This window comes from Hymenobacter qilianensis (genome assembly GCF_014638675.1).
GTDB classification, from domain to species: Bacteria; Bacteroidota; Bacteroidia; order Cytophagales; family Hymenobacteraceae; genus Hymenobacter; species Hymenobacter qilianensis.
In genome coordinates, this window is record NZ_BMFN01000002.1 from 1156085 (window position 1) to 1173374 (window position 17290).

Annotated in this window: 17 protein-coding genes; 7 read left to right on the top strand and 10 right to left on the bottom strand. The window is 52.6% G+C overall.

What is annotated here, in order from left to right; translation table 11 throughout:
• The first annotated feature begins 25 nt into the window (after nucleotides 1–25).
• The 3 genes from IEW06_RS12595 (at nucleotide 26) to IEW06_RS12605 (ending at nucleotide 3964) form a co-directional block, all read left to right on the top strand.
• Entirely contained in the window at nucleotides 26–1837 is a 1812-nt protein-coding gene (locus IEW06_RS12595) for an ABC transporter ATP-binding protein (RefSeq protein ID WP_188548368.1), read from the top strand.
• A gap of 78 nt (nucleotides 1838–1915) precedes the next feature.
• On the top strand, nucleotides 1916–2950 hold the full coding sequence (locus IEW06_RS12600) for a hypothetical protein (protein WP_187732834.1): 1035 nt from the start codon (nucleotides 1916–1918) through the stop codon (nucleotides 2948–2950).
• A 315-nt stretch (nucleotides 2951–3265) separates the two neighbouring features.
• On the top strand, nucleotides 3266–3964 hold the full coding sequence (locus IEW06_RS12605) for a hypothetical protein (protein ID WP_187732835.1): 699 nt from the start codon (nucleotides 3266–3268) through the stop codon (nucleotides 3962–3964).
• Between the two features lie 103 nt (nucleotides 3965–4067).
• On the opposite strand, the gene IEW06_RS12610 is transcribed toward IEW06_RS12605, so the two are convergent.
• Both IEW06_RS12610 and IEW06_RS12615 read right to left on the bottom strand, forming a co-directional pair.
• The gene (locus IEW06_RS12610) at nucleotides 4068–4550 is read right to left on the bottom strand and encodes a hypothetical protein (protein WP_187732836.1); all 483 of its coding nucleotides are present in this window, start codon (nucleotides 4548–4550) and stop codon (nucleotides 4068–4070) included.
• Between the two features lie 200 nt (nucleotides 4551–4750).
• Nucleotides 4751–5383 carry a class I SAM-dependent DNA methyltransferase gene (locus IEW06_RS12615; RefSeq protein WP_187732837.1) on the bottom strand — a complete coding sequence of 211 codons (633 nt, stop codon included), beginning with the start codon at nucleotides 5381–5383 and terminating at the stop codon, nucleotides 4751–4753.
• A gap of 159 nt (nucleotides 5384–5542) precedes the next feature.
• Here IEW06_RS12615 and IEW06_RS12620 point away from each other — a divergent pair, with 159 nt between their 5' ends.
• Together IEW06_RS12620 and IEW06_RS12625 are read left to right on the top strand one after the other, a co-directional pair.
• A complete protein-coding gene (locus tag IEW06_RS12620) occupies nucleotides 5543–7120 on the top strand; it encodes a S8 family peptidase (protein WP_188548369.1) in 1578 nt (525 codons plus the stop codon).
• Between the two features lie 167 nt (nucleotides 7121–7287).
• Complete coding sequence (locus IEW06_RS12625) at nucleotides 7288–7968, top strand: metallophosphoesterase (RefSeq protein ID WP_187732840.1); 681 nt, start codon at nucleotides 7288–7290, stop codon at nucleotides 7966–7968.
• A gap of 13 nt (nucleotides 7969–7981) precedes the next feature.
• Here the strand turns inward: IEW06_RS12625 and IEW06_RS12630 are convergent, their stop codons facing one another.
• Nucleotides 7982–8401: a TerB family tellurite resistance protein gene (locus IEW06_RS12630; protein WP_187732841.1), complete on the bottom strand. Its 420-nt coding sequence runs from the start codon at nucleotides 8399–8401 to the stop codon at nucleotides 7982–7984.
• A gap of 222 nt (nucleotides 8402–8623) precedes the next feature.
• Between IEW06_RS12630 and IEW06_RS12635 the strand changes: the two genes are divergently transcribed.
• Complete coding sequence (locus tag IEW06_RS12635; RefSeq protein WP_187732842.1) at nucleotides 8624–9169, top strand: hypothetical protein; 546 nt, start codon at nucleotides 8624–8626, stop codon at nucleotides 9167–9169.
• A 68-nt stretch (nucleotides 9170–9237) separates the two neighbouring features.
• Nucleotides 9238–10293 carry a lipase family protein gene (locus IEW06_RS12640; RefSeq protein ID WP_223284683.1) on the top strand — a complete coding sequence of 352 codons (1056 nt, stop codon included), beginning with the start codon at nucleotides 9238–9240 and terminating at the stop codon, nucleotides 10291–10293.
• A gap of 98 nt (nucleotides 10294–10391) precedes the next feature.
• Here the strand turns inward: IEW06_RS12640 and IEW06_RS12645 are convergent, their stop codons facing one another.
• The 7 genes from IEW06_RS12645 to IEW06_RS12675 form a co-directional block, all read right to left on the bottom strand.
• A complete protein-coding gene (locus IEW06_RS12645) occupies nucleotides 10392–11213 on the bottom strand; it encodes an enoyl-ACP reductase FabI (protein ID WP_133273772.1) in 822 nt (273 codons plus the stop codon).
• Between the two features lie 604 nt (nucleotides 11214–11817).
• Entirely contained in the window at nucleotides 11818–13491 is a 1674-nt protein-coding gene (recN, locus tag IEW06_RS12650; RefSeq protein WP_187732844.1) for a DNA repair protein RecN, read from the bottom strand.
• A gap of 231 nt (nucleotides 13492–13722) precedes the next feature.
• Nucleotides 13723–14634 (bottom strand): type IX secretion system protein PorD, encoded by a 912-nt coding sequence (gene porD, locus IEW06_RS12655; RefSeq protein ID WP_187732845.1) that lies wholly within the window; start codon nucleotides 14632–14634, stop codon nucleotides 13723–13725.
• Nucleotides 14627–15286, bottom strand: a complete 660-nt coding sequence (locus tag IEW06_RS12660) for a phosphopantothenoylcysteine decarboxylase domain-containing protein (RefSeq protein ID WP_188548370.1) — start codon at nucleotides 15284–15286, stop codon at nucleotides 14627–14629. Before IEW06_RS12660 ends, porD begins: the two co-directional genes overlap by 8 nt.
• A 124-nt stretch (nucleotides 15287–15410) precedes the next feature.
• A complete protein-coding gene (locus tag IEW06_RS12665) occupies nucleotides 15411–15962 on the bottom strand; it encodes a flavoprotein (protein WP_187732846.1) in 552 nt (183 codons plus the stop codon).
• Nucleotides 15963–15986: 24 nt separating this feature from the next.
• Entirely contained in the window at nucleotides 15987–16328 is a 342-nt protein-coding gene (locus IEW06_RS12670; protein ID WP_187732847.1) for a DNA-directed RNA polymerase subunit omega, read from the bottom strand.
• A gap of 61 nt (nucleotides 16329–16389) precedes the next feature.
• Entirely contained in the window at nucleotides 16390–17217 is an 828-nt protein-coding gene (locus IEW06_RS12675; protein WP_187732848.1) for an outer membrane protein assembly factor BamD, read from the bottom strand.
• Nucleotides 17218–17290 lie beyond the last annotated feature (73 nt).

Here is a 17290-nt window from a genome sequence, read left to right on the forward strand (position 1 = left end):
CAGCTTCCACTGTTCCGCTGCTGCTATGAGTCTTTGGCAAATTATTCGCCGCCTGTACCCGTACGTGTTGCCTTACCGCGGACTGGTTATCAGCACGTTGCTGCTAACGCTGGTGGGGTCGTTGGCGGCGCAGGTCAATCCATTTGTGCTGCGCTACACCGTGGATACCGTGCAGGGACTGGTGGATAAAGGCCTTGGGTTGGCGCAGGGGGCAAATTTGCTGCTGGCGGTAACCGCGCTGCTGTTGGGCAAGGAGGTAATCAACACCTTTATTCAGTTTGGGCAGAAGTTCTACGGCGAGAAAATCCGCATCAACGTCTCGAGCACCCTGCACCAGTCGGCCGTGGATAAAATTCTGAGCTACCAGCTCGGCTTCTACTCCGACAGCGGCAATCAGACCGGCAAGCTCCAAACCCGCATCGACCGCGGCGTGGAGAGCCTGATGAAGCTGGTCCAGAACTTCTTTATCGACATCCTGCCGCTGTTTGCCAACTCCATTGTCGCCCTCATCATCATGTTCATGGCCAACATGTACGTGGGGCTTGTGGCGCTAGGCATCCTTCCTATTTACTTCTGGATCAGCTACCGGCAGGCCGATAAGCTCAACGGCGTGCGTCGCAGTCTGCGCGGCTTGCGCGAGCAGCGCAGCCAAGGCCTCATCAACATCATCGACTCTATTGTGGTGATTAAGAGCTTTGTGCGCGAAGACTACGAGGGCGAAAAGCAGGCCGGCATGCAGCGCAACCTCGTGACCACCCAGCTCGAAACCCGCAAAACCAACTTCCTCTTCGACGGCCTAAAAACCTTCGTCGAGCAGATTGGCGTGGTGCTCATCATCATCTTGACCGCTTACCTGGTGCTGGATCGGCAGATTTCCATTGGGGCCATCATGTTTCACATTCTACTCTTCAACAACGTGTCGGCGCCCATCCGCCAGCTCCACCGCATCTACGACGAGATGAACGAGGCTCTCACCTACTCCGAAGGCTTTTTCGACATCCTCGACGCCACCACCGAAACCGAGCGCACCGGCCCCACCCCGCCCGACCAGCTCCGGGGGGCTTTTTCGCTGCGCCACGTCGACTTCACCTACCCCAGCGGCACCCAGGCCCTCCACGATGTCAGCCTGACCATTGCGGCCGGCCAAACCACTGCATTGGTAGGCCTCTCAGGGGCGGGCAAAAGCACTATTCTCAATCTGCTGTGCAAGTTCTACGAGCCCAACAGCGGCGAAATGCTCCTCGACGGCCGCCCCCTCTCCGACTACGACACCCACGCCCTGCGCCAGCGCATCGGGCTGGTGCTCCAGAAAAACCACATTTTCAAAGGCAGCATCGAGGAAAACATCCGCTACGGCAACTTCGAGGCGACCTTAGACGAGATAAAAGCCGCCGCCAAGCAGGCCTACCTCCACGATCAGATTATGGCCCTGCCCCAGCAGTATCAGTCCGATGCACAGCAGCTATCGGGCGGGCAGCAGCAGCGCATTGCCATTGCCCGGCTCTTCCTCAAGAACCCGCCCATTATCTTCCTCGATGAGCCCACCGCCTCCCTCGACGCCATTGCCACCGAGCAAATTAAGAACTCGCTTGACGCCATCAAGCAGGGCCGCACGGTGGTCATCATCTCCCACAGCCTCGCCCAAATCGTGGACTCCGACTGCATCTACGTCATGAAGCAGGGCCGCGCGGTAGAAAGCGGAACCCACGACGAGCTATACGACAAACGCGGCGCCTACCGCGAAATCTTCGACGCCTCGGCTCGCAGCCTCAATATCGAGAAACTAGCGCGGGTGATGGTGGATGATGGGGATGAAGTGGAGGATACGGCAGCGTAAGAGAGAAATTAATTACTAAAATTGGTATAGTCTTAAATTTAGTAGTTTCACACTTCACTGATTTGTAAAACCGAATACATGGCTTGGGAAATCATAAACGATCCACCCATTATAGATCACAAACTAATAGCAGATAGTATCAAAATTGGTAAAAAGGTAATTATTCAATTTTCTAACCCACGATATAATAAAGCGCTGTTAAAAGATTTAGACAGTTTATGTGCTGTTAGTGACGCTAATCTTGCAATCAGATTCTATGGGCATTATCAATCAGGATTTGATTGCAAAGCACTTAAATATATACCACAAGTCAAATCTTTGTCGATTGATTGCCTTCAAAAGGCAATCAATATCCCTGAACTATCCAATTTAAGCAATTTAGAATCGCTAGCAATTGATATTTTCGAGCTTCAGGAAGATGATATAATAGGATCAAATAATTTTAAAACAATTAAAGAACTAAGAATAGGCGACACCAAGACAAGAAAACTAGACCTGATTCATTTAAAAGAATATACAAAGCTTGAAAAGTTATCAGTGACTGGACAAACCAGAAATATAGATGTAATAGGCGACCTATGTATCCTTGATAGCCTTAGACTCAACTCGATCAGTAAAGTACGAGTTGATTTTATTAACAGATTAAATAGACTAAAATTATTAACATTCTTACTGGGTGGCAGAAATAATATAGATGAAATTGAGCGTAACCACATCGAACACCTTGAAATAATAAGAGTGCGCGGCTTTAACAGTTTTAATAATTTAGATAATTTTGAAAAACTTAAATTCTTACAAATAGAAGATCAAATACAATTAAAAAATCTTTACTTCTCTAAACAACTAAAAGACCTCCAAAACCTTAGGATTCTAAACTGTAAAAATCTTTCATCAATCACAGGATTAGAGAACACAGGAAAATTAAATAGTTTGATAATATATAAAACCATGATTGAATTTAATGCCTTTATCGTAAATGCCTTACCTAAATCATTACAGCATCTAGGGTTTTATACAGATAAAGAAACAGTTAACAAAGAGATAAAAAAGCGCCTTGAATCATTAGGTTATAATAAAGCTGCGTTTTTGCCCCAAACTGGCGCGAGCTTGTAGCTCGTGACCAGCCATGAAGATGAGATTGTATCTCATCGGCCGCGCTAGCGGCAAGACGGCTTCGGAATCGTTGCAATGGCAATGTTCTGGCGGGGAGGCACAGCCTCCCATCATAGTTGGTCACGAGCTACAAGCTCGCGCCAGTGGTGCCATTGATTGAGCTTGTAGAGATTAATTGTTGCGCGTCGAGTGATATAACCCAAATTAAGAAGCTGGGGGGCATTTCTAGTTGCTTGTGTCCAGCTTACGTACACAGAATACACGCGGGCCAGTCCCGCCCGTGGCCAACGCTGGCCACACCACGTATTCCTGATCATGCAAAAATTCACCGTAGAGCGCCTTTCCTTCGACACCCTTACGGAGCTGCCGAACGCTTGGCAGCCCCAAGACTACAAAGCTCTCTTGCTCAAAACCGGCTACGATAACCCCGACGAAATAGCCTCCGACGAGCTCAAAACCATGTGTCACATGGCCCTCACCGACCTGGAGCCCACGGAGGCGGCCCAGCTCGTATTGGAGTACCTTTTCGAGGACCAGCTCACAGCCGGCCAGATAGAAAACCTGGCCCACCAGATGCTCACCGAGAAACTGTGGGAAGAAAACCCCGAGCTAGACCAGCACGAAGGGTTTTTTAAAGCCACCCAACTGCTGTACACTGCCTACAACGGCAAGTTTCCGCGGGCCGAGGCCGTGCAGTTTCAGGTTAAGGTCACCGCCGCCGACGCCGAAGCCCTGGCCCTGCTCGAGACGCAGCCGGAAGCCCCGCTTCTGCGCCTCCTGGCCCAAGGTATGCCCGACAGCACCCTGCTCAAGCGCCTGTTTCACGAGCAGCTCGACGGCACTAGCTTCCCCGAAGCACCGGCTATCATCTGGCAATTGAAGCCCCTGAAGCGCGAGGAAAAATCCGTCGTGTTTGACGTGGTTAGCTCCGCCTACTGGCTCGATGATTTCAAGTACGCCGACACCTACGAAGCCACTACCCAAGCTGACACGTTAGTAGAGGAAGAAGATTAATAAACGAAATATAGCAGGCCCCAACGCCAAGCTACCTGAAGGCAAAAAGCCCCCCAGCAGAGTAAAATACTCTCTAGGGGGCTTTTTATTAGTTTAACACTAGTTACTGATGCTTTTTGAAATAGCTGAAGTACTGAAAACGAAGCGCTGGAAATGAATCTCTGTATCGGTCTTTGGTGCGGGGAAACAGGAGAAAATAGCCCGCGTCGATGGTCCAGCCTCTATTCGCTTTTTTTGATTTTAAATCGATACCCAACGACAATACGCCTGCGCCTTCTTCACCTTCTGTAAAATAAGTAGCGCCTTGGCGGAAGAATAATTTTCGGCGGTTGGTACTCGCTTGCACGTTCCCAAAATACAGGCGGTGCTCTGCACTTAGCGCCGGCCACACGCCACCCATCGTAGGCCCCACCCCAACGGTAAAACCCAGTTGATTGTACGTAGTTAAATCGAAGCCAACGCCAGCATGTAGCAACTCAGGCACCGATGCGCCAATCACGAACTTGGTTTTGGACAAGCCCGCATCTTGGGCAAAAATCCCTAGCGCCACCAACTGAAATAAGAGCAGTAAACCGAGCTTTTTCATTTGATTAGGCTATAGCGGTTAGACGGTCAACTTGGGTTTAAGCTGACCGTCAGGCAGAGCAGCGCGAAGCATCTCGCTCGTGGTAGTGAGATTACTACTCCTGCGTCAGCACGCGAGATGCTTCGCGCTGCTCTGCATGACCGCCTTTTTTTCGCTCCGCATGACCGTCTATTTATTAAGTGTTAATTCACTTGACTTCCCTATCCCTCACGACGAAAAAGAAAACACACGATTCGAGGGGTTGTGGTGCGGTCGTCGTCGTCAAACCACTCTTGCAGGGTTATGCAGCTAAAGCCGTGGCGGCGGGCCGTTTCGGTGAAGTCGGAGATGTGGTGCACGTAGCATTCCAGCTCAAAAATGCCCCCCGCAGCCGTATCAAAGCGGGCTTTGCTGCCCTGGTATTGCTTCAACGGGTGCAGCTCACCGATGTAAAAATGCCCTTGTGGTTGGAGAGCTTTGCTGGCCTGGGCAAATACGTGGTTTAGGTCCTGGATGTGCTCCAGAATAAGGCTGCACGTAATAAGGTTGGCGGGCGTGCGGCTGAACTTCCATGCCTGCGTAATATCCGCCTGATGGAAGGTAATGTGCGGCTGCTGCAGCTTCTCCTGAGCCCTGCGCAGCATTTCGGCGGAGAAATCGACGGCGGTAAGATGAGTGGTGCGAGCAGCCAGCCATTCGGTGTTTTTGCCGGTGCCGCAGCCCAGCTCTATTACTTCATCAAAATGCCCCCCAGGCACTAAGGAGCGAATGGCTTGCGCTTCTAAGTCGCGGGTTTTGTTCTGGACATCGTCGTAGCTGTCGGCCCAGGAGTTGTAGGCTTCTTGAATATTCATGGTTGAAAATTACTAGTGATCCTGGCGGTTTTAAAGGACGTTTTTTGCTTGGGATGGCCCTCATTTTCGTGCTTTTATAACGCTAGCATTCTGTGAGTTTAATGCTGATATTCATTCTCTTAGACGGCTTTTCTCCCATTCTACTCTTATTCTACAGCCATGCGTACTTCTACTGCTATTCTTTCTACGGCGTTGTTCACACTTTTTCTAACCAGCTGTCAGCAGCAAGCCGATGACCAACTGAGCCCACAGCCCAAAGCGGACCCCACCGAAGCGCTGACCACTCAACAGCTCGACTCGCAGATACTCAGCCGCCTGCGCGAAACGGGTCGGTTCGACTGGAATCAGGCGTCGGAGCACTTTGTGTGGAGCGCCCTCACCCGCTCCGACTACGTGCTCTCGGTGGGCTATAAGCCAGCGGGATTTGTGGGGGAATTGCCCCCCGATGCTGCCTCGTCGCCGGCTTGGCAAGCCGCCCGTGCGCAGGTGCTGGAGCTGATTTTGGCCGAGGAGCGCAAAGCCAATCCCGACTTAACCCAGACACAGGTAGTTGCTTTCGAGGAAAATGTGCTGCCCGTACTCGACGTGACGGTGCGTGAGCTGAGCACGATTCAGAAACTAAGGGCCTCAGAGCTGGTGCGCTACGCTGAGCCGATAGGCTACGAGCCCAACCGCCGCCAGGCAGTGACAGCTAACAGCAGCGCGGCCATTCTGAGCAGCAGCGGCTGCGACAATAATGTGCCGAACCCCGATTTGGTGGCCGGCTCCGACTATACGGTGCTTGCCAACGGCAGCAAATCTTCCTGGAATCAGTCCGATCAGTTTCACGGCATTCGAGCTAGCTGGAGCCAGAGTACGGGCCAGGGCATCAAAATCGTTATTATTGATTCGGGCTCCTCCGATGCCCAGGAAAATCTGGGATCCGCTTTCAATCAGGGGTTGAGCCAGGGTCGCACTATTGAGCGACTGGTAACGCTGCCGCGCGCTTCCATCTTTGGCATTCCTACGGGGCCGGTAGAAACGCCCAACGACGGTTGCGGACACGGCACTAGCATGGCCGGCGCAGCTGCTGCGCCGCGGGGCACCGATGGTGCAGCCGTGGGCGTTGCCTACAATGCTAATCTAATTACGATTCGCGCCGCGCAGGATGTATTTCTTGATGCCAGCCGTGAAGTGAAAGGTGTGTCCGACGCTTACATTCTGGCTGGTAACCGCACCGACGTGCGCATTATCAGCATGAGTATGGGCCGCCTGACCAGCTCGTCGCAAATGACTGACGCGATACGTTATGCCTACAACCGCGGCAAGCTCATCTTCTGCGCCGCTGGCACTTCCTATGATTGGTCGTCGGGCTTTGTAGGAGTTACTTACCCGGCCACGCTGCCCGAAGTGGTGGCCGTGACCGGTCTGCAAGACAACCTTACTTCCCGCTGCGATGATTGCCACGTAGGAGCCAAGGTTGAGTTTGCGGTAGTGATGCAGAAGCCCAGCAACGACCGCGCGGTGCTATCGTTGGCCATGAGCGGCGACGCTCCGAGCACCGTGGGGGGCTCTTCGGTTGCTACGGCTACGATGGCTGGCATTACGGCCCTTGTTTGGGCACAACATCCTGCCGAAACCCGAGCCCAGATTATGAGTCGCCTGGTAGTCGCCAGCTCCAACCGGACGGCGCGTAGCAGCAGCTTCGGCTGGGGCCGCGTGAATGCGGCGGCGGCCGTGGGTGCGCTGCCACTGTAGAGACGCATACTTGCGTCTCGTCGTTGTTTAGTTGGTTAGGCTATAACAGATTATCCAACGACGAGACGCAAATATGCGTCTCTACAATGTTCAGCTTTCCTAGTTATTTAAAAAAAGCCCCCCAGCTCAACCACAGCCTACTTCCTGTCGGGCTCGTAGTAACTGGGATGGAAACATATGCCCTTGGTGACATTCACGGTGCCTTCCGCGCGCTGGAGCAGGTATTGGAACGCAGTCCTTTTCGACCCGGAATTGACCGTCTAATTCACTTAGGCGACGTATCTGACGGCTGGCCCGACACAGCAGAATGTGTGGAGCGCCTGCTCAATATCCCCAACAGCATCTGGCTACAAGGCAACCACGACTGGTGGACGGCAGAGTGGATGGCGACCGAGTCGCCACGGGAGGAGGTAAATATGCTGTGGTATCAGCAAGGCGGAAGGGCAACTTTTGAATCGTATGAGCGGAAACCGAAAGAGCAGACTGAACGGCACTTTCGCACTTTCTTTGGCAAGCAGCTGCCATATTTTGAGGATGAAGTAGGCAACCTCTACGTGCACGGCGGCTACGACCCCGACCTGCCAATAGCTGAGCAAGACCCCTACAGCCTTATCTGGGACCGGACGCTGTGGCGCAATGGCATGTTCGCCGAAGACTACCACGAATGCTTCATTGGCCACACGCCTACCTGGCCCGCTAGCGCAGTGCCCTGCCAGCGCGCCAACGTGTGGAACTTGGACCAGGGCGCGGCTTACGGCGGGCAGCTAAGTCTTATGAATGTGCGCACCAAGGAGTTTGTACAAAGTGATGTAGTTCAAACACTTTACCCCGGCGTGAAGGGCCGCTGACAAGCACTCAGCGCTACTTCACCGTAGGCGGATTGCGGTTGCCTCCCGTTGGTGCGCCACCGGCAAGCTGGGTTACCATGTCATCCAGTATTTCCTTGCTGTAGCCGATGCGGTTGGCGTATTCCATGCACAGGCCGTACTCACGAGGGTCAATCTGGCCGTCCTGCAACATCATCTGCACCAAAGTTTGCAGTTCCAAGGTGCGCTGCATGCCTTCGGAAGCCACCACGAAGCTGAGCACACTGAGGTTATCGGCAATGGGCTTCACGTCTTCGGCCGTCAGGCCAAGTTTCTTGCCTATTTGCAGCAGAAATTCTCCTTCACTCTTATCAAGTATGCCGTCGGCGGCGGCAATCAGTACCAGGTTTTGGAAAAAGCTCAGCTTCTTTTGCTGCGTATTCAGCAGCGTTTCGAGGTTGTGATAATCTTGCATGAGTGATAAAATAGGGTGGTTTTATAATCCCGACTAGCCTTGAGTGAATGAGCATGTACCACTCAGCTCCAGCACAGAACGCGTACCTTGCCGGCCCCACATGCTGGCAGCGGGGTGGTTGAGCCACTAGTTCTAAGAGAGTTGCAAGTGTAGCGAGGCATGAGTGGAATAATACATACTGCAGGCACCTGCCTGGGTTTCAGTGATCCTTACGTAGCATTTATGAAAAACGCTTACCTATTTCTGATCCTTTTTGCCTTGGGCTGCACAACCACCAAAATGCCCCCCACGCCTTCGCAGGACTTTTTTGGGCGCTTGAGCACCCTATGCAACCAGGCGTATGAGGGTAAAGTGGTGTTTCCGGAAGGCGGCAAAGACCCATTTGGGGGCAAAGCGTTGGTGATGCGGGTGCAGAGCTGTTCACCCACCGAAATCCGGGTTCCTTTTCAGGTAGGCGAGGATAAATCCCGCACCTGGGTATTCACCAAAAGTGACCAGGGTCTCCTGCTTAAGCACGACCACCGCCACCCCGATGGCACTCCCGATTCAGTGACTATGTATGGGGGCTACGCCAAGGCCGGCAGCACCCTGTATAGTCAAAGCTTTCCGGCCGATGACTACACGGCTAAGCTAATCCCAGCAGCGGCCACCAATGAGTGGTCAACGGTATTGAGCGAAGACCGCAAGACGTTCAGCTACATTTTGAAACGCGATGGGCAGCTACGGTTTCAGGCCGATTTCGACTTGACAAAACCACTGAGTCAGTAGATTGTATAGAAGTAGTCTCAAACTACTTGCTGATGCTGCGCATTGCCTTCTACCTTTTTTGATTGCTGGTGGGAGCCGGGAGCATTCAGGCCCAACAGCTGAAACCTGGTTTTGATAAAGCGGAGTACGTAGAGCTGCAGCTGCTACGCCTGCACGCACGCATCGCCGATACTACGTTTTTTGGCGCGATTCCGCGTCCGGCCCAATTTCGCATGGTGTACCGCTCGCCCGTCGTGGGCCTCGATAACCGCTGGGATTTGTGGACTAATACCAACTCGGTGGCTGTTATTAGTCTGCGCGGCACCACGGCCAACTCGGTAAGCTGGCTAGAGAATTTTTATGCCGCTATGCTCCCGGCCACGGGTGAGCTGCGCCTCACTCCCACTCGCACCTTCAAATACGCGCTGGCTACCAATTCGCAGGCGGCCGTACACACGGGCTGGCTGCTGGGCACGGCGTTTCTGGCCGATGATATTCTGGCCAAAGTCGATTCTCTGTACAAGCGCGGCACGCACGATGTCATCATTATGGGCCACAGCCAAGGCGGCGCGCTGGCTTATTTGCTCACGGCGCATGTGCGCTCCCTTCAGAAGCAGGGACTCCTTCCAGCTGACATTCGATTCAAAACCTATTGTAGCGCCGGCCCCAAACCAGGCAACCTCTACTTTGCTTACGATTATGAAGCTGCAACACAAGGCGGCTGGGCCTTCAATGTGGTAAATCCGGTCGACTGGGTGCCGGAGTTCCCGCTCTCCGTCCAGACGTTGAGCGACTTTAACCCTGTCAATCCGTTTGTGGGGGCCAAATCAATGATTAAAAAGCAGAAGTTCCCTCAAATCCTGGCGATGGGCTTTGCTTATAATCAAATGGAAAAGCCTTCGCGACGGGCACAGCAGCGGTATCAACGCTATCTAGGCAACTTTGTAATGCGGGCTGTAAAAAAGCAGGTGCCTGACTACCAAGGACCTGCTTTTTATTCCAGCAGCCACTATGTGCGGGCTGGCACTAGCATCGTACTACCCGCCGACTCGGCCTACCACACCAGGTTCCCGGACAATCAGGAGCAGCTATTTATGCACCACCTTTTTCAGCCCTATTATTATCTGGCTGAACGACTACACTAAGGCAAAAAAGCCCCCCAGCCAACAATAGCTTACTATCTTAAAAAAAAGCCTACTCTATTTAAAGAGTAGGCTTTTTCAGGATTTCTGGTTACCAGAAACTAGCTATTCATTTTCATCAAGGCCTCCACTACATCTTCCGAAATTCCGGTGCTACTGAAGCCACCGTCGTGGAGCAGGTTCTGCATAGTTACGTAGCGGGTCAAGTCGGAGAAGAGGGTAATGCAATAGTCGGCGCAAGCTTCAGCGGGAGCATTGCCCAGCGGCGACATCTTATCAGCGTAGTCGTAGAAGGCATCGAAACCGCCTACACCGGTGCCGGCTGTGGTTTTGGTCGGCGACTGCGAGATGGTGTTCACGCGCACCTTTTTGAGCTTGCCGAGGCGGTAGCCGTAGTTGCGGGCGATGCTTTCGAGCATGGCTTTGGCCTGCGACATATCCGTGTAATCGGGGAATACGCGCTGAGCGGCAATGTACGAGAGGGCCACAATGCTACCCCACTCTTTCATGGCGTCCTGACGTTCGGCTACAGCCATCATTTTGTGAAACGACAAGGCCGACACGTCCAGAGTTTGCTGGAAGAATTTATAGTCCAGTTCGCCGTAATGTTTCTTCTTACGAATGTTCGGGCTCATGCCAATGCTGTGCAACACGAAGTCCAATTTGCCCCCCAGGTGCTCTGTAGCCTGCGAAAACAGGTTTTCCAGTTCCTCCACAGAGGTAGCGTCGGCGGGCACGATAAGAGCGCCGCACTCCTCGGCTAGTTGCTTGATTTCGCCCATGCGCATGGCCAGCGGGGCGTTAGTCAGCACAAAGCGGGCACCTTCGGCGTGGGCTTTCTGGGCTACTTTCCAAGCAATGGACTTGGAATCAAGGGCGCCGGAGATAATGCCGACTTTGCCAGCGAGTAGGTTATTGGACATGTAAGGGAGATTGGAAGTTTAGTTGGGTCAGGTTGCGAAGGGTTCTTATCACGAAATAGGGTTATCCCATTTCCGGACAAGTGCCGGCAATTTAGCCAATCCTTTTCCTTTTGCCTCCTACTTCGAGTGAGCTATATTCTTATGATAAAACTACTCACTTATGGAGCGACTGTTCACTCTGTAGGTTATGAATGAGACCTGTAGCTATAAAATGTAGTCGCGCTTACTTATCTAATTGCATATGATATGCAATTAGCCATTTAATTGAAGATACTATTTGTAGATGCTTATAAAACATGAATGATAAGGGGAGCAGCATAAATAGAGAGACAAAGACAGTTCTTTTGGTATTACCGGAATAATATGGAAATAATATCACCCCGAATCCTGCAGCCATAAACAAGCTTGATAACATCTCCAACCTAAGGAATAAGATAGTATTGTTCGCTGGGTGATTGAGGTCGATGAGATGCTTAAAATAGTAGAATCCAATAATCCCTAATAGCCAAGTTATCTTGCCAAATAATTTAATTCGCTTGCCTTTGACGATTTCCATGTTAGTAAGGTGCGAAAAAATAAAGAGTTTCTATCCCTAATATTTAGTTTAGGCGGCCATTGGCTCACCACGCATAGCCAGCAACTCCCGTGCGCTTTCGAAGGCATTCTCACTAGGCTTGGCGCCGGCAATCATGTGAGCAATTTCGCGGATGCGCTCCTCAGTGCTCAACTGACGGATGCGGCTGATGGTACGGTCGGCACGGTCTTCTTTGTACACGAAGTAATGTGCGTCGCCGGCGGCGGCCATTTGAGGCAGGTGAGAAATAGCGACGAGCTGATGCTTCTTGGCCATCTGCTGCATCATACGGCCCACTTTCACCGCAATTTCACCGGAAATACCGGTATCAATCTCGTCAAACACAATTGTGGGCAAAGCCGTCTTATCGGCTAGCATGTACTTGATGCAGAGCATAAGGCGAGAAAATTCGCCCCCCGAGGCTGCCTTGCTCAGCGTTTGAGGTTGGGCACCTTTGTTGGCCGTGAACAGAATGCTCACCACATCGGTGCCGCTGGCGCTGGGCTGACTAGTGCTGTGCTGCACCACAATGCGCGAATGGGGCATTCCCAGCTCAGAAAGCAAAGCCGCCAGCTCTTTCTCAAACTTAGGAAATGCTTTCCGCCGACTTTCGGAAAGGCGCGCGGCTTGCTTGGTCACAGTAGCCAGGGCGCCGTCGGTGTCTTTGCGCAGGCGGGCAATTTCTTTGTCAAGGTTCAATACCGAGCCGACTTGCTGGCGCAGCTGGTCGCGCACTTCGATAAGGGCCGTCAGGTCGCGGACCTGGTGCTTGCGCTGGAGGTTATATAGCACGTTCAGGCGGCCCTGAAGCTCGTCGATGCGGGCCGGATCGCCTTCGGTGCGGCGCTCGGCGGCTTCTACTTCATCAGCAATATCGTGCAACTCAATAAGGCAGCTGTCGAGGCGGGCTTTCAGAGCTTGGAAAGAGTCAGCGTAGGCGGCAATCTGGCCCAGCATTGTAGCGGCCTCTTTCATACTGCCCGTAGCGCAGTACTCGCTTTCCGACAAGCTTTGATACGCTTGGCTGAGCTTGTACTTGATTTCCTCAGCGTGTTCGAGCTGCTTTATTTCTTGCTCCAACTCCTCTTGGTTTTCCTGATCTAAGCGCGCTTCTTCCAGTTCACTGAGCAAGAAGCTGTGGTAATCCAGCTCCTTGTTGGCCTGCGCTACCTGATTTTCCAGGGTTTTCAGGTCAGCCTCGAGCTTGCGGTATTGACGATAGGCATTGGAGTACTGACCCCGCGTGGGCACCAAACCGGCGTACAAGTCAAGCAGATTAAGTTGAAATACGGCATCACCCAGCAGCAGCGTGTCATGCTGGGAGTGGATGTCCATGAGGTTGGCGCCAATTTTCCGCAGCGTTTCCAAGGTCACCGGCGTGTCATTCACGAAGGCCCGCGACTTGCCCGTGGGACTGATTTCGCGGCGCAGAATACACTGAGCGTCGTAATCGAGGTCTTCGGAATCGAAGATATCCTGCAACTGGTAGTTGGAGATGTCAAACTGGCCTTCAATCACGCACTTGCTACCCGTATTGAACAGCATACGTGAGTCTGCCCGATTGCCAAGCAGCAAGCCAATGGCGCCCAGCATAATAGACTTGCCCGCGCCCGTTTCACCAGTAATTATATTGAGAAGGGCCGAAGGCCGCAGCTCCAGCGCCTCAATCAGCGCGTAGTTTTGAATGCGAAGATCAACCAGCATACAAGTTTGAATAATAAAGACAGCAGCGGCTCAATCTGAAACTTCACACGAAACGCCGGTGCTGGGGGGCTTTTTTTAAGAGTATGCTATAATGAAAGAGGCAAAAGATGACCTTCCACTTCCTTTCAGAGCATTAACACAAGAATCAACTAATAAAATTAGTTGATTCTTGTGATTCAACAAAAATAAGCCAAATTATTTAGCAACACCCACTTAGCTACAGTTCACCAACTAGCGCTGCAAAATCGCCTGATACTTGGCCGTGTTGGTAGGGTCAACTTCCGTGAGCAGGGCTACTACCTGCGCTTTCTGCTGAGGGTCGGAAGCGGTGCGGAAAATGTTCGCTATTTCGTCGGCTTTCGTATCGAAGAAAGCGCGGGCCAATAGCGTGCCTGGCCGGCGAACGGTGGCAGCTTGTACACCTTGAAGAGCCTTGAAAATACTAGCACGGGCATCCTCCGGCTTCTCTACAAAAATATCCAGGCCCTGCCGATAGTAGGCATACACCCCATTGCGGAAAGCAGATAGTTGTGGGTCCTGTAAATCATTGAGCAGCCAATAGCGATTGCGTGGCTCTGTGTTGCGCCAGCCTTGGTCGCCCTCCTGGGTTTGGGAAGCGGCTGTAGTCAGTATGTTTCGGGCGCGGTCGTAGTAAGGCGAGCCTCCCAGCGGCGAAAAGCTGTCCTGATCCATCCCGATCACGATATAAGCGTAATAGCTCAGCAGCGACGACAGATTCGACACAAATACATTGTCGGAATAGTCGAGCGGATTTTGCGGTGAGTAATTGAAAGCCCACCCTCTGTCGGCAAATGACAGCAAATTGGTTTGGTACCCCGTGCCATACACGGGACGCTCCGTAATGATGCGGGCAGTAGCCTGGTAAGAGCCGGTTTGGGGAATCCCAGTAATACCTATAAACAACCGGAAACGAATACGCTCTTCGGGTCGATACGTGATGCTGGTCCAGGTACGCGTGTTCAGAAACGACTGGATGTCCGTCCGCATTTGCTGCACGAGCTGCTGATCGGCAATGGTCACGTTTTCGGTAGTCACGCTTACTTCAGCCAGTAGCTCTTGGGCTTGAGACGGGCGCGCAAGCAGCGAGAGCAGACAGCAAAGTGAGAACAGCAGGTTACGCATGGGGAGTAGATATAGCAGAGAGCGAAGCCAAAACGGTTTGCACAATGTCGCGGGCCACTTCAGCTTTCGGCTTCAATTCAAAGATAGTCATTTGCCCCCCAGCGGTCAGCAGCGTCACTTTGTTGGTGTCGTGGCCGAAGCCGGCACCGGCGTCGCGCAGGGAATTGAGCACGATGAGGTCGAAATTCTTGCGCTGTAGCTTGGCGCGAGCGTGGGCTTCCTCATCATTCGTCTCCAACGCAAAACCCACCGAAAATTGTTCAGGCCGCTTCTGCTTGCCCAGTGTAGCGGCAATGTCAATGTTCTTAACTAGTTCCAAGGTCAGCGTATCGCCGTCCTTTTTGATCTTGTTTGTGGCCATTGACCGCGGCTTATAATCGGCCACGGCGGCGGCAAACACCCACACATCCGCCTGGGGGGCAATTTTTGCAGCCGCAGCGTACATCTCGTCAGCCGTTTGCACCGCAATCACCTCAATTCGCGGATGTTGAATATGGAGTTGCGTTGGGCCACTGACCATCGTCACATCTGCCCCCCGAGCCGCAAATGCTTCGGCCAGCGCGTAGCCCATCTTGCCAGTTGAGCGGTTGCCGATAAAGCGCACCGGATCAATGGGTTCGTAAGTAGGGCCAGCCGTGATGAGAACGCGCATAAAGAAGATTTTGAAAGAACGTCATGCAGAGCGCAGCGAAGCATCTCGCGTGCTGATGCTAGGTTACTACTCCTACTATCGTGAGCGAGATGCTTCGCTCCCGCTCTGCATGACAAACGTTGGCCTAGTTACCAAAAAACTCCTCCAGCTTCCGCATAATGTCCTCCGGCTCCAACATCCGGCCGGGCCCTGAAAGGCCGCTAGCCAGCTCACCGGGAGGCGAATCGAACACATGGTTGCCGAAACTGCGGAGGCGAGCGAGGTTTTCGGTTACGGCAGGGTGCGCGTACATGTCCAGGTCCATAGCTGGCGCCAAGAACACGGGGCAACGGGCCGATAGGTAAACGGCAGCCAGCAGATTGGGGCAGTGACCGTTCGCTAGCTGGGCCACGGTATTGGCACTAGCCGGAGCAATCACTAGCGCATCAGCCCACAAGCCTAAGTCCACGTGGTTGTGCCACTCACCCGCCGCTTCGTTCTTTAAAAAACCCGTCAGAACCGGATTTTTAGACAGCGTACCAAGCGTAAGGGGCGTGACAAAGGCCGAGGCCGAGGCAGTCAGAATGACTTGCACCTCAGCCCCGGCCTTAACAAGGAGCCGCACCAATAGGGCGGACTTATACGCAGCAATGCTCCCGCACACGCCCAGCAAAATTTTACGGCCTTGCAGCGCCATTGTGCGGTAGTTAGGAAGCGAAGTTTACTCGGCAGCGCGGGCTGGCGTTTCGCCTTCAGCGGGCATCGAGAAGTGTACTTTGCCTTCCAAAAACTCTTCTACAGCCAAATTGGTGGGCTTGGGCAGACGCTCGTAGTACTTGGAAATCTCGATTTGCTCGCGGTTCTCAAATACTTCTTCCAAGTTGTCAACCGTGGTGGCAAATTCGGCCAGTTTGCTGTTCAACTCTTCTTTCAGCGTGACCGAAATCTGGTTGGCCCGCTTAGAGATGATGGCCAGCGACTCATATACGTTGCCGGTCTGGTCAGCAAATTCCGACAGGTTGCGGGTTACGATGGAAGCGGGGACGTTATTCGGAGTTTTCATCTTAAATCAAATGGTTTACTGGTTGGATGGGTACATGCATGGCTCATGTACCCATTAAAATCTAGTTGACAGCAGCATCGGCGGCAGGTTTGAGCCTTGCTACCTCGGCGCGGGCATCATCATAGAATGATTCAGCCTGTTTCAGGTTTTTGCTCTGCGGATATGTATCAATGAAGCTCTGGTAGAAGGCAATAGCCTCCAAATAGCGCTCCCGCTGCTTTTGCTCAACACTTTCTTTCGCGTAGTAATACTGGGCAGCTACCTTCAAATAAGCCGCTTCCTCATTGTAAACAGAAGCCGGAAACTGCTGCTGAAAAGCTGTAAAAGCAACTACCGCCGATTGATAATAGCGCAGCTGATAATAAAGCCGGGCGCTCTCAAAGGCTTTGATATCCAGCTTCTTCTGTAGCTCCTGCGACATGCTCTCTGTCTCGGGGCGGAACTGGCTGGTGGGGTAGCGGTTCAGGAAATCCTGAATAGCCTCCAGCGCCGTGAAGGTGTTGGTCTGATCAAGCTCAAACTCCGGTGAGTCACGAAACAGCGACTTGGCGTACATAAACGAAGCCTCTTCAGCGTAGGTCGAATTGGGATACGTCTCGAAGAACGACTTGAAATAATACGAGGCCAACGTATAGTTACGCTGGCGGAAGTTCGTGTTGGCGAAGTAAAACTGGGCCTTCTCTGCCTCTGGGCGGCCACGGAGCAGCGGAATTAGCTCTTCCAGCAAGGTGCCGGCTTTAAAGAAGTCGCCTTCCTCATAGTATTTGAGAGCAGCGGTATATTTTTTATTCACGTCGTCGCTCTTGAGCAGCTTTTGGTAGCCGCTGCACGAGCCGAGCAGCAAAGCGCTCAGTAACAACAGAAAGAAGGTAGGGCGAAACAAGGGCATAAGGACGCAAAGGTAACGGAATACGGAGCCGAATCAAACGGCAGGAAGCGCGGACGAAGCTAGCAGTAGCGGA

Bases quoted from the DNA above. Each gene is read 5' to 3' on its own strand.
- IEW06_RS12665 (WP_187732846.1), bottom strand. From the start codon at position 15,962: ATGGCGCTGCAAGGCCGTAAAATTTTGCTGGGCGTGTGCGGGAGCATT.
- IEW06_RS12675 (WP_187732848.1), bottom strand. From the start codon at position 17,217: ATGCCCTTGTTTCGCCCTACCTTCTTTCTGTTGTTACTGAGCGCTTTG.
- IEW06_RS12595 (WP_188548368.1), top strand. From the start codon at position 26: ATGAGTCTTTGGCAAATTATTCGCCGCCTGTACCCGTACGTGTTGCCT.
- recN (WP_187732844.1), bottom strand. From the start codon at position 13,491: ATGCTGGTTGATCTTCGCATTCAAAACTACGCGCTGATTGAGGCGCTG.
- porD (WP_187732845.1), bottom strand. From the start codon at position 14,634: ATGCGTAACCTGCTGTTCTCACTTTGCTGTCTGCTCTCGCTGCTTGCG.
- IEW06_RS12660 (WP_188548370.1), bottom strand. From the start codon at position 15,286: ATGCGCGTTCTCATCACGGCTGGCCCTACTTACGAACCCATTGATCCG.
- IEW06_RS12615 (WP_187732837.1), bottom strand. From the start codon at position 5,383: ATGAATATTCAAGAAGCCTACAACTCCTGGGCCGACAGCTACGACGAT.
- IEW06_RS12635 (WP_187732842.1), top strand. From the start codon at position 8,624: ATGAAAAACGCTTACCTATTTCTGATCCTTTTTGCCTTGGGCTGCACA.
- IEW06_RS12605 (WP_187732835.1), top strand. From the start codon at position 3,266: ATGCAAAAATTCACCGTAGAGCGCCTTTCCTTCGACACCCTTACGGAG.
- IEW06_RS12670 (WP_187732847.1), bottom strand. From the start codon at position 16,328: ATGAAAACTCCGAATAACGTCCCCGCTTCCATCGTAACCCGCAACCTG.
- IEW06_RS12625 (WP_187732840.1), top strand. From the start codon at position 7,288: ATGGAAACATATGCCCTTGGTGACATTCACGGTGCCTTCCGCGCGCTG.
- IEW06_RS12645 (WP_133273772.1), bottom strand. From the start codon at position 11,213: ATGTCCAATAACCTACTCGCTGGCAAAGTCGGCATTATCTCCGGCGCC.
- IEW06_RS12610 (WP_187732836.1), bottom strand. From the start codon at position 4,550: ATGAAAAAGCTCGGTTTACTGCTCTTATTTCAGTTGGTGGCGCTAGGG.
- IEW06_RS12600 (WP_187732834.1), top strand. From the start codon at position 1,916: ATGGCTTGGGAAATCATAAACGATCCACCCATTATAGATCACAAACTA.
- IEW06_RS12630 (WP_187732841.1), bottom strand. From the start codon at position 8,401: ATGCAAGATTATCACAACCTCGAAACGCTGCTGAATACGCAGCAAAAG.
- IEW06_RS12620 (WP_188548369.1), top strand. From the start codon at position 5,543: ATGCGTACTTCTACTGCTATTCTTTCTACGGCGTTGTTCACACTTTTT.